This is a genomic window from Acinetobacter sp. GW821-FHT01E09 (assembly GCF_059422385.1).
The window spans coordinates 1,739,022-1,751,053 of the sequence record NZ_JBWKWU010000001.1; the positions used below are offsets into that span (position 1 = coordinate 1,739,022).

Annotated in this window: 10 protein-coding genes; 6 read left to right on the plus strand and 4 right to left on the minus strand. The window is 39.3% G+C overall.

Annotation, left to right across the window (positions count from 1 at the left end; translation table 11 throughout):
- Positions 1 to 17: 17 nt before the first annotated feature.
- From AC07U8_RS07940 to AC07U8_RS07955, 4 genes are read left to right on the plus strand one after another with little or no spacing between them, the layout of a single operon-like run.
- The gene (locus tag AC07U8_RS07940) at positions 18 to 686 is read left to right on the plus strand and encodes a 3-oxoacid CoA-transferase subunit A (RefSeq protein WP_004721455.1); all 669 of its coding nucleotides are present in this window, start codon (positions 18 to 20) and stop codon (positions 684 to 686) included.
- Positions 686 to 1,339: a 3-oxoacid CoA-transferase subunit B gene (locus AC07U8_RS07945; RefSeq protein ID WP_034614881.1), complete on the plus strand. Its 654-nt coding sequence runs from the start codon at positions 686 to 688 to the stop codon at positions 1,337 to 1,339. The genes AC07U8_RS07940 and AC07U8_RS07945 overlap by 1 nt, the downstream gene beginning before the upstream one ends.
- A gap of 41 nt (positions 1,340 to 1,380) precedes the next feature.
- Positions 1,381 to 2,697, plus strand: a complete 1,317-nt coding sequence (dcaP, locus tag AC07U8_RS07950) for an outer membrane trimeric porin-like protein DcaP (protein ID WP_056512965.1) — start codon at positions 1,381 to 1,383, stop codon at positions 2,695 to 2,697.
- Between the two features lie 18 nt (positions 2,698 to 2,715).
- Positions 2,716 to 3,924, plus strand: coding sequence for an MFS transporter (locus tag AC07U8_RS07955; RefSeq protein WP_494737648.1), 1,209 nt, complete (start codon positions 2,716 to 2,718; stop codon positions 3,922 to 3,924).
- A gap of 25 nt (positions 3,925 to 3,949) precedes the next feature.
- Here the strand turns inward: AC07U8_RS07955 and AC07U8_RS07960 are convergent, their stop codons facing one another.
- Complete coding sequence (locus AC07U8_RS07960) at positions 3,950 to 4,384, minus strand: PaaI family thioesterase (protein WP_494737649.1); 435 nt, start codon at positions 4,382 to 4,384, stop codon at positions 3,950 to 3,952.
- A 330-nt stretch (positions 4,385 to 4,714) separates the two neighbouring features.
- Here AC07U8_RS07960 and AC07U8_RS07965 point away from each other — a divergent pair, with 330 nt between their 5' ends.
- Together AC07U8_RS07965 and paaG are read left to right on the plus strand one after the other, a co-directional pair.
- Positions 4,715 to 6,517, plus strand: a complete 1,803-nt coding sequence (locus AC07U8_RS07965; RefSeq protein ID WP_494737650.1) for an acyl-CoA dehydrogenase C-terminal domain-containing protein — start codon at positions 4,715 to 4,717, stop codon at positions 6,515 to 6,517.
- Between the two features lie 40 nt (positions 6,518 to 6,557).
- Entirely contained in the window at positions 6,558 to 7,346 is a 789-nt protein-coding gene (gene paaG, locus AC07U8_RS07970; RefSeq protein ID WP_494737651.1) for a 2-(1,2-epoxy-1,2-dihydrophenyl)acetyl-CoA isomerase PaaG, read from the plus strand.
- Between the two features lie 824 nt (positions 7,347 to 8,170).
- On the opposite strand, the gene AC07U8_RS07975 is transcribed toward paaG, so the two are convergent.
- From AC07U8_RS07975 to AC07U8_RS07985, 3 genes are all read right to left on the minus strand, one after another.
- Positions 8,171 to 9,127 carry a 3-hydroxyacyl-CoA dehydrogenase NAD-binding domain-containing protein gene (locus AC07U8_RS07975; protein ID WP_494737652.1) on the minus strand — a complete coding sequence of 319 codons (957 nt, stop codon included), beginning with the start codon at positions 9,125 to 9,127 and terminating at the stop codon, positions 8,171 to 8,173.
- 207 nt (positions 9,128 to 9,334) lie between these two features.
- Positions 9,335 to 10,120 (minus strand): 3-hydroxybutyrate dehydrogenase, encoded by a 786-nt coding sequence (locus AC07U8_RS07980; protein WP_096733811.1) that lies wholly within the window; start codon positions 10,118 to 10,120, stop codon positions 9,335 to 9,337.
- A 33-nt stretch (positions 10,121 to 10,153) separates the two neighbouring features.
- On the minus strand, positions 10,154 to 11,578 hold the full coding sequence (locus AC07U8_RS07985) for a GntP family permease (RefSeq protein WP_004820560.1): 1,425 nt from the start codon (positions 11,576 to 11,578) through the stop codon (positions 10,154 to 10,156).
- Between the last annotated feature and the right edge of the window lie 454 nt (positions 11,579 to 12,032).

Below are 12,032 nucleotides of genomic sequence, written 5' to 3' on the forward strand. Positions count from 1 at the left end.
GAAAAGGGACAAGCGAAATGATAAATAAAATCACCAGTGACATTGAACCGATTTTAAAGGCAATTCCTGATGGTGCAACCATCATGACCAGTGGTTTTGGTGTGACAGGTCAGCCTGCGGAACTGATTGAAGCCTTGATCGATTTAGGTAAAAAAGAGCTGACCATTGTCAATAACAATGCTGCCTCTGGTGATCGTGGTTTGACCAAGCTGATCATTGCAGGTTGTGTCAGAAAAATGATCAGTTCATTTCCAAAGTCAGCGGGTTCGACCGTATTTCAAGACTTATATCGTGCAGGAAAGATTGAGTTAGAACTGGTTCCACAGGGCAACTTAGCCTGTCGTATTCAAGCGGCAGGTGCAGGTCTAGGTGCAATATTTACACCGACAGGCTATGGCACAAAAGTCGCAGAAGGCAAAGAAACCAGAACCATTAATGGTCGAAACTATGTACTTGAGTATCCGCTTGAAGCTGACTTTGCTTTGATTTATGCCGATCAAGCCGATCGTTGGGGGAATTTGACCTATCGTAAGGCAGCACGGAACTTTGGCCCGATTATGGCAAAAGCGGCAAAAACAACCATTGTTCAAGTGAATCATACGGTAGATCTAGGAAGCCTTGATCCTGAGTGCATTATCACACCTGGGATTTTTGTACAGCATGTTGTCAAAGTAGGAGATATCTAATGTCAGTTCAAAAACGTTCTCGTGAAGATATCGCTCAGTTGATTGCTCAGGATATTCCCGAAGGAGCTTATGTCAATTTAGGTATTGGTTTACCTACCAACGTTGCGAAGTATTTACCTCAAGACAAAGAAATCTTTCTACACTCAGAAAATGGGGTTTTGGCCTTTGGCCCGCCACCCAAAGCAGGTGAAGAAGATGAGGACTTAGTCAATGCTGGAAAGGAATTAGTCACTTTGCTGGATGGTGGTTGCTTTATGCATCATGGAGATTCCTTTGACATTATGCGTGGTGGGCATTTGGATATCTGTGTGATTGGTGCTTTTCAGGTCGCAGTGAATGGCGATTTAGCCAATTGGCATACTGGCAAAGCTGATGATGTTCCCGCTGTAGGTGGTGCAATGGATTTAGCGGTGGGTGCCAAGTCAATTTATGTCTATATGGAGCATGTCACCAAAAAGGGCGAAGCTAAAATTGTCGATGCATTGAGTTATCCCATTACAGGCGAGCAGTGTGTAGATCGTATTTATACCGATTTATGCATTATTGAATTAAAAGATCACAAAGCCTATGTCACTGAAATGGTTTCGGGACTAAGTTTTGATGAATTACAGGCAGTAACGGGCTGCCCGTTGATAGATGCACGAGACGCTTAGTTTATAAGCGTAGGAAAAAAAGCTTCTTTAAGGATTAAAAGATGAAAAAATTAATTTTAGCTACAGCTTGCGCTGTGGCTTCAGGGACTATTTTTGCAAATTCACCAGTGACAGCAGAACAACGGATTAATCTGTTAGAGACAGAGCTGCAAAAACTCAAAGCAGAACTCGAAGCTCAAAAGCTGTCACAAAATAATTTGCAGGTCAAACAAGCAAAAATTGAAGAAAATGTAGAAAAAAATAAAGCACTTGAAACCGCGAAACCAATTGCACCTTCGTGGGTGACTTGGACAGACAATGTTAAAGTCTATGGAATTGCCCGACTTGATGCTGCAGTTGATTTTAAGTCCTCACCAGATTCGGGAGGAAGAACCACCAATAGCATAAACCGTACTCCGTTTGAAAGTGACAAACGTTCCGATCATGCCCGCTCAGATGCCATGATCAATGCCAGTCGAATCGGGGTGTATTTCAACAGTCCAGATAAGGCTGTAACAGGAAATATTGAAGCCGATTTCTTTGACAGTGCCAACATGGGTACAGGCGATGGTAAATTCCGTATTCGTCATGCTTTCTTTACTTATAAAGATTGGACTTTCGGTCAAACATGGTCTTTGATGTCCAATATGGAAACACGTACAGAGTCCGTCGATTATACTCAGTTTATGGGAACCTCTTATACCCGTACACCTCAAGTGCGCTATGACTGGAAGATAAATGGCAAGAGTGATTTAAAAGTCGCATTGGAATACACTGGATCTCGGGTTTCAGCATTCCCGACATTGACAGGTCGATATACGGTAAAAGAAGGTGCCTTAACGGCTTTGGTTCAAGGTTTTGTCAATGAAAAATCAGTAGATGTTGCGAAAGATACGGTTAAAAAAGTCAGTTGGGGCGCGGGTGCTGGTTTAAAATACCAACTAAGCCCAGCGCAATCTGTACAGGCGAATTATCAATATATCGTGGGTGATCAAAAATTCATGCCATATACCACACAAACTGGCCTGACAAATGCAACCAGTTTAAATGCGGCAGGTGATTTTTCTTTAAATGCGCAAAAAACAGATTTAGAGATGAATAAACTCAATAGCTTAAATATTGGCTATTCATATAAATTTAATCCGCAATGGCGTGCAAATTTATCTGCATCAATTTTTGATTTTGATGATGATTCAGCCTATGCAAAACTCAATCCTGACGCAAATAAGCGCTTAACGGATTATGCAGCTAATCTGTTTTATTCACCGGCTGAGCAAATTGATATTGGTATGGAATATCATCAAGGTAAGCGTGAAGTGTTTGATGGAAGAACAGCAGATGTTTCCCGCATTAACTTTGTGTCGATGTACAAATTCTAAAATAAGGTGAGCTGCGCAATGGAAAAAATAGTTCAACCTGACACAACGCATATCTTGTCAAAAAGCTTTATTTTCATCATGGCAATGGCATGTGGAATTTGTGCAGGTTCGAACTATTATAACCAGCCTTTGATTTATTCTATTGCAGAAGCCTTACAGGTCAATGCAGAACAAGTCGCTTTAACAATTGTGATCGGCCAACTCTCTTATGCCGTTGGTCTGTTTATCTTGGTGCCGCTCGATGATTTTTTTGAAAAGCGTAGCTATATTTGTCTGTTAATGTGCTGCACAGGTTTTGCCCAGATCGGGCTTTCTTTAAGTCAAAGCTTGCCCGTATTGTATGGTTTTACCTTTTTAGCCACCTTCTTTTCGATTACGACACAAGTCTTGGTGCCATTTGCTGCTGGTTTGGCGAGCCCTCAAAAAAGCCCGCAAATTGTCGGAACACTGATGAGTGGCTTGTTTTTAGGCATTCTCTTGGCCAGATCAATCGCAGGCTTACTTTCGACCGTTTGGTCATGGCATGCGGTGTATTTACTCAGTGGTATGGTGATTTTAGCTTTTGCAGTAGTGATGTGGCTTAAATTACCCGTTGCTCGAAAATCTCATCAATTAACAGTGCTGCAAATTTATCGTTCATTGTTTACATTGGCCGTTGATCAGCCACATTTAATTCGCCGCGGTCTGGCAGGTGGGATCGGCTTCGGTATATTGGCGTTGATCTTTACCACCATGACTTTTATTCTTGCCAATGCGCCTTATCATTTTAATGATTTCCAAATTGGCTTATTTGGCATAGTTGGTTTGGCGGGTGTGTTTGCAACCCCTTGGGCGGGAAAACAAATTGCCAAAGGATTGGAAAATAAAGTTGCACTGATTTGTATGTGGTTATTGGTACTGGCATGGATTCCACTGTTTTTTGCCCAACAGTCTTTGCTGGCTTATGCAGGAGGTGTGATTTTGGCTTATTTTGGTTTATCGGCCTTTCATGTACTTAACCAAAATCTGGTCTATCGAATTTCAGCACAAGCACGTTCTCGAATTAATTCTATTTATATGACATTGTATTTTGGTGGTGCTGCGTTGGGTTCTTTGGTTGCGGTCTACACGTGGAAACATTGGGGATGGAGTGTCTGTGTGGCTGTGGGTTTAGCCATGGCAATTCTAAGTTTTATAATTGATCGAATAGATTTTTATGCCATGAAGAAAACAGTGATAAAAGACTAAGCCACAAAAGGGCTTAGTCTTTTTATTATTTTCGTATGATCATCAGTATTGCCGTCGCAAAAGCATAAATTTTGCCATTTTCATCCACAATTTTGCCTTCTGTGGTAATGATATTACGTCCAGCATTAATCAGTTCAGCTTGTGCGTAGTAGGCGGTATCGATCTGCATTGGGCGAATCATTTTCACATTGAGATCAATCGTGCCATAACCCACGCCATATTCCAGCAAGGTATGTGCTGCACTTCCCGTTGCAGTATCTAAAGCAGTCGCACAAAAACCGCCATGGATTGTTCCTTGTATATTTCGATGCGCTTGACTTGGCGTAACCTTATACGTCGCTTTGCCTTTAGAAACTTCGATTAACTGCATAGGAATGGTTTGCGCCATGGGCGACGCTGAAATTTCACCATTTTTTAAAGCAGTTAAGAATTCAAGACCTGTGTATTGAGGGTTATCCATAAATCATCCTTGGAGTGTTTAAGCGATCTAATTACCATACTATAAAATTTAATTTTACGAAATAATATTTTGCTATACAAAATTATTTTTTAATCAAATATTATACTTGAATTTTGATTTATTAAAATATTATTGTTCAAATACAGCTTGTTGTGTCGGTTTGTCATATTTTTGGCGGTATTTTTGAATAAGTTTAACTAATAAAAATGAAAATAAATTTTGCAATAAGAAATTTATTTGATATTTTTAAGCAATCGTAAAATAAAATTGTCATCTAAGGGAAATCATCTCTATCTGCATCATTGGCAGAAGAACTGAAAGGGAAACACTATGCCTTTATACAAAGCACCACTGCGTGATATGCAATTTGTATTGCATGAAATGCTGCAAACAGAAGAAAACTACCAAAAACTACCCAAATATCAGGAAACGGTCAGTCGTGAATTGATCAATCAATATTTAGATGCCGCAGCAGACTTTTGTGAAAATGAGCTTGCACCCATCAATCAAAATGGTGATCAGGAAGGTTGTCATTTAAATCAGGGTGTTGTTACAACCCCAGCGGGATTTAAACAGGCTTATCATAAATATACTGAATTGGGTTTTACCTCACTGACGGCGGATCCTGAGTATGGCGGTCAAGGTCTACCTACTTTATTGCGTATTGCAATCTCAGAAATGCTGTGTGGTTCTAACTGGGCTTGGGCAATGTATCCAGGTTTATCGCATGGCGCAATGCGCACCATTGAACATCATGGTACAGCAGTACAGAAACAACAATTTTTAAGCAAACTGATTAGTGGCGTGTGGACAGGGACAATGTGTCTAACTGAGTCACATGCCGGTTCAGATTTAGGTTTGATTCGCACTAAGGCCGAACCAAACCCAGATGGAAGTTATGCAATTACGGGCGAGAAAATCTTCATTTCTGCTGGGGAACATGACCTTTCAGAAAATATTATTCATATTGTTTTAGCCCGATTACCACAAGCACCAGCGGGGACCAAAGGGATTTCACTGTTTATCGTGCCTAAATTTAACCTCGATGATGCAGGTGATTGCCAAGATCGCAATAAGGTTATCTGTAGTGCGATTGAACACAAGATGGGGATTCATGGCAATGCAACCTGTGTTTTAAATTTTGATGGGGCCAAAGGCTATTTAATTGGCCCTGAAAACCGTGGGCTAAATTGTATGTTTACCTTTATGAACACAGCACGTATTGGAACAGCTGTACAAGGGTTGGCTGCTTCGGAGATTTCATTTCAAGGTGCGCTGAGTTATGCCAAAGAACGTTTGGCGATGCGTGCTTTATCAGGCGCAAAATATCCAGATAAAAATGCTGATCCGATTATTGTGCATCCAGCTGTGCGTTCGATGTTAATGACGCAAAAAGCCTTTTCTGAAGGTGGTCGCGCATTGGCATATTTTCTGGCTCAGCATGTTGATATTGTTGAAACATCCAATGATCCTGAACAACAGAAAATCTCAGATGAATTGTTGGCATTTTTAACCCCGATTGCCAAAGCTTTTTTAACTGAATCAGGCAATGAAGCGGCAAAACACGGCGTACAAATTTTTGGTGGGCATGGATTTATTGTTGAACATGGCATGGAGCAAATTGTTCGTGATGCCCGTATCTCAACCTTGTATGAGGGAACCACAGAGATTCAGTCTTTAGATTTGCTGGCACGTAAGGTGCTCAAGTCGGATGGCAAACTATTAAAAAATATGACTAATTTAATTGAGCAGTTTATTGCAGCTAATCAATCAAATACCGTATTGGCAGCTTATCTGGAAAAACTGGCGGAACTCAAGCAACAGTGGTTATCAATCACAGACAGTGTTGCCAAAAAAGCACAGCAAAACCCAGAAGAAATTGGCGCTGTTTCAGTTGATTATCTGTATTTCTCTAGCTATGTCGTGTTTGCTTATCTTTGGGCACGTATGGCACAAGTAGCAGATGAAAAGTTAAGTCAAGCAACGCAGGACGAAAAATTTTATCAGGCTAAATTAACCACAGCGAAATTTTTCTTTCAAAAATTATTACATCGTACCCAAAGTCATGCAGCTGCTATTGCATCGGGCGCTGAAGCGGTAATGGAACTAGAACAAGATGACTTTGCTTTTTAAGCAGGGTCAGGAAGTTTTGTATTTAAATGAGTAAAAATAAATGGATTTTCAACATATTTTGATTCGTCAGGAAAATCGGGTGGGCTATTTAACCTTAAACCGTCCCGAGGTGCTTAACAGTTTTAATGAGCAAATGCATCGTGAAATTGCTGCAATTTTAGACCTGTGGGCGGTTTCTACTGAGATTAAAGCCATTGTAATCTCTGGTTCAGGTAAGGGCTTCTGTGCGGGTCAGGATTTAAGAGCGAGAAATAAAGAGGTGATAAGCGCAGCTGATTATGATGCAGGTGCTGCCTTAGAAAAATTTTATAATCCGTTAGTCGTTAAAATTTCCAATATGGCTAAACCTGTTGTGGCTGCGGTCAATGGCGTAGCGGCTGGTGCAGGGGCGAACTTGGCTTTGGCTTGCGATATTGTTGTGGCCAAGCAATCTGCTACGTTTATACAATCTTTTTGCAAAGTCGGTTTAATCCCAGATGCAGGTGGGACGTGGAATTTACCACATCTGGTGGGGCTTGCCCGAGCCAAAGGTTTGACCATGTTCGGGGATAAGTTATCTGCCCAGAAAGCCTTGAATTGGGGGCTTATTTGGGAGGTCTATGAAGATGATGCTTTTGATCAGGGCGTGATTGAATTGGCAGAACGTTTGGCAGAGCAACCAAGCAGTTCGATTTCGCTAATTAAAAAGGCCTTAAATACTGCCTCGCAAAATACTTTGGCTGAACAGTTACAGTTGGAACGAGAGTTACAGCGTATTGCTGGACAATCAGACAATTATAAAGAGGGTGTTGCGGCTTTTATCGAAAAAAGGAAAGCTAATTTTAATTGATCAAATCTATGCCTAATCATGTTTAACCAGTAAAAAATTAACAAAAAAGCACTCTCTTTGGAGAGTGCTTTATAATAATTAATCACTATTTTTTATTGTTGTTTACATGATGGTTTTTAACCTTAGCAAGCTAAATAGAGCTTTTATTTTTTATATATGAAGTAAGTTGCGAGAAGAGAAGGAATACCAAAATTAAGTAAAAATATTAAGAATTCTTCTTTAACCGCATATCCTGCTTGTATGCCCATATACATATTCCAGCTCATTGCTACAAACCAAATCAAGATGAACAGAATAAAAAATAATGTTGGACTAAAGCGACCACGTAATATTCGACTTATAAAAAGAATTGCAAGGAGTAGCATTATACCAATGAGAATCGTATAGAAAGTTCGCATATTGGGTCACCATTTGAATTAGGAATTGTTTGTATTTTTCATTCGTTGTACTGAAATTGCTTTACCACATTTGTTTTAACTTTATTTTATTGTTGAGCATAATACTTCCCTTATTTGGGCGACTTAATGATTAAAGTAGCGGATAAGACAACGATAACTGCTTTTAGTAGAACAATAATGATATGAAACTTGGCATGTCTATTCGAATTTTCGAACAATCTAAAAGCTGATGGGCATTTTTGATGTAATTCAAAAATAAGCAACAAGGTTCAGTCAGAAATTGTTGCTTGGGGTGCTTTGAAATGTTGATTCAATTTTGGAGCGGGAAGGTCAATGATCCTGTTTCCCTTGGCTAAATTTTTGAAGACTAAATTCTCCAGATGAGAATTCTGGAGAATCAATGAAGCTCACTTTTGTAAAACCCGATTAAGGCAAATCTAATTCTTTACGCATCTTTAAAGATCGAAGTAATGCCTGATCACGAATTAATTGAAGATTCTTATCGCCTAGTTTTTTAACAAACTGCTGAGTTTCTTCATTCAGCATCTCAATTTTTTCTTCAGACAAGGTATAAGGGTGCATATCAGCCCACCATTCAGACATCGGTTCACCTAAATGATGCATAGCAGCTTTAAATCCATGTTGATTGGCCAACTGCATATTTAAATAAGGACCAAATATTGCCCAACGTAATCCGGGGCCATTGGTGATGGCGATATCAATATCTTCTGCGCTACATACACCTTCAGAAACCAGATAAAATGCTTCTCTCCAAATTGCAGACTGTAAACGATTGGCGACATGGCCTTTGACTTCTTTCTGAATTAAAATCGGTTTTTTTCCCAATAATCTATAAAATTCAAAAGCATCATGGATATAGTTCGCTTGGGTTTTTTCTCCACCAATAATCTCAACCAACGGTAATAAATGTGGTGGATTAAAAGGATGGCCCAGTACAATTCTTTCAGGATATAGACAATCATGTTGAATATCTGAGATTTTTAAGCCAGATGAACTTGAGGCGATAATGCTATCTTTGGGGCAGTTTTGAGTGAGCTGTGCATATAAGTCTTTTTTTAGATCAATTCGCTCAGGACCATTTTCTTGAATAAAATCAGCATCTTTTACCGCATCTGCTAGATTTTGATAAAAAGTGAGATTTTTTAAAGTGTCTGAAACATAATGATCAGAAGAGGTGGTTTGCTCTTCAGCCAATTCGAACAGATCAAGTAAATAGGTTTGAACTCTATTTTTTAAATTTAATTCTGCATCAGCTGCAGGATCAAAAGCACTCACCTGAAATCCTTTACTTAAATAGAATGCTGCCCAACTTGCACCAATAACACCAGTACCAATAATGGCAACTTTATTTATGGGTTTCATATATTCATTTTCCTTGAATAACCTGAGAACGTTGGATTGTCTCGCTATGGCACATGACAAAGTGAGCCTTTCACTTTGATAAAAACTAAAGATAGAAAAACTAAAAAACAGTAGGGGAGGATTTCCCCCTACAAATGAATATGTATTACATCTGGTTAGATGATTTACATAGAGATAAATTCATGCTCATTGCAATCATCAACTGTATTATTGAGCGGTATAACCACCATCCATAACCACTGCTTGACCCGTCACCCCCGCCGCTTTTTCACTCGCCAAGAAAACGGCATAATCTGCAATTTCTTCTACATTGAGTAAGCGCTTTTGTGGCACCATGGCTAAAATGACATCTTCAAGTGCACTTGTTTCGCTGACATTACGGGTTTTGGCTAAATCTTTAATTTGACCACGTACTAAAGGTGTATCAACATAACCTGGGCATAATGCATTGACCGTGATTCCATCACGAGCAGATTCTAACGCTGCAACTTTAGTTAAACCGATCACCCCATGTTTGGCACTGTTATAACCCGCTTTTCCAGCAAAGCCGATTAAACCATTGATCGAAGCCATATTGATAATACGGCCATAGTTTTGTGCCTTCATGATTGGAAATGCATGTTTAATTCCAATAAAAGAACCCACCAGCATGACATTCAGTAGTTTTTGATAAATGGCAGTTGGAAACTCTTCGATGGCAGCAACATGTTGAAAACCAGCATTATTGATCAAAATATCCAAACGACCAAAGGTACTATGTGCTAGACCAATAGCAGCAGCATAAGCATCTTCATCTGAAACATCACAAGGTGCAGATAAGGCTTCAAATCCATCAGTTTTTAAGGCTAAAACTGCTTCATTACATTTGTCCGCATTCATATCCGAAATCACCACTTTTGCACCTTCAAGGGCAAATTTTTTGGCAATTTCAAGACCAATACCACTTGCTGAACCTGTGATAAATGCAACTTTATCTTTGAGAAGTTGACTCATTATTGACTCCCTGTGTTCATTTTGAAGATAAACTTAGACGATACCAAACCATGTAAATGCAGCAATTGCGACAAATACTGCAACTGTTTTAATGATGGTAATGGCAAAAATGTCTTTATAAGATTGTTTATGTGTAAGTCCAGTGACAGCAAGTAGGGTAATTACTGCGCCGTTATGCGGTAAGGTGTCCATACCGCCAGATGCCATTGCAACAATACGATGCATGACTTCAGCAGGAATGCCCATTGCAGCAATAGCTGTATTATATTGGTCAGCCATGGCACTGAGGGCAATACTCATACCGCCAGATGCTGAACCTGTAATCCCTGCCAAAACGGTTGTGGTGACTGCACCATTGACCAATGGATTGGTAAATGTATGACCTAAAGCATGGCTGATCACGGCAAAACCCGGTAAGGCGGCAATAATTGCACCAAAACCATACTCAGATGCAGTGTTCATCACAGCGAGTAAAGAACCACCTATACTTGCGTTTACACCTTCTTTAAAGCTGGTTGAAACACGACGATAATCGAACATAATCGCAGTGACAATCCCAACGATTAAAGCCAAACCAACTGCCCAAATCGCTGAAGTTTTTGCGACATCGACAGTGTAATTTGCTAGTCCAAGCGCATTAAAATCAAAGCCATTTGGATACCATGTTTTAATGGCTGTAGATAAATATTTATTCATCACTGCAACTAAAATTAAGGGAACAAATGCCATGAATTGACGTAGACCAGAACCATTATCTTGTTGCTGAGATTGATTTTCGAATTGTTGAAGTTCGGCTTCTGTTAAAGTAATACCCGATGCAAAGCCATCTCCATTGCGAGCAGCAACACGACGACGCCATTCCAGATAAGTTAAACCAACACCTAAAACAAAGATTGCACCGATAATCCCTAAAAATGGCGCTGCATAAATATTGGTTCCAAAAAATGTAGTTGGAATAACGTTTTGAATCTGAGGCGTACCCGGTAAGGCATCCATGGTAAAGGAGAAAGCACCCAGTGCAATCGTGCCAGGAATCAAACGTTTAGGGATATTTGCTTGTCTAAATAATTGGTTTGCAAAGGGATAGACTGCAAAAACTACGACAAATAAACTGACGCCGCTATAGGTTAAAATTGCCCCTAGCAGAACAACGGTAAGCATTGCATTTTTAGAGCCAATTAATTTAACAATCGTTTTGGCAATGGATTCAGCAATACCTGACATTTCAACGACTTTACCAAAAATCGCACCCAGCAAAAACACCAAGAAATAATCTTTAATAAAGCCCACCATTTTTGGCATAAACACACCAGAATAAAATGGTAAAACGTTGGCAGGGTTAATCAGCAAGACGGCCAATAAGGCACAAATCGGTGCCATGAGAATTACAGAAAATCCTCTGTAGGCTGTGTACATCAACAAGCCAAGAGAAAGTAAAATTATACCCAGTTCCCACATATTTTTACTCCGTCCTTAAAGAATATATGTCAAAACCCACCTTGTTTTTATTTCAAATCACGACAAGGCTATCTCAATCATAAAAATGCATTAGTGAGTGAAACCAATAAAAATGGATATCTAGAGAAATTAATCTTGATCAATAAATTTAGCTTTTATAAATCGTCCAGACTTATAAATTGGAATATCCATTTCCAAATGATGGATAAAACTATAATCCAAATTATTCGAGGCATTGTTTGAAAATATTTATGAGTCAATATGGAAAACTAATGAATAGAAACAAGTTTCATGAGGTTTTTGCGCAATAGGTCATAGATAAGCAAAAGAAAAAGCCAAATTGGATGTGCAGACGAATGAGTATATGTTGAGCGTTTTAATTTTATTTACAACAGTGATTTTATTGACAAGTATATTGCTTGAAATACGTCGTATATCGATTTTGTCCTGATTT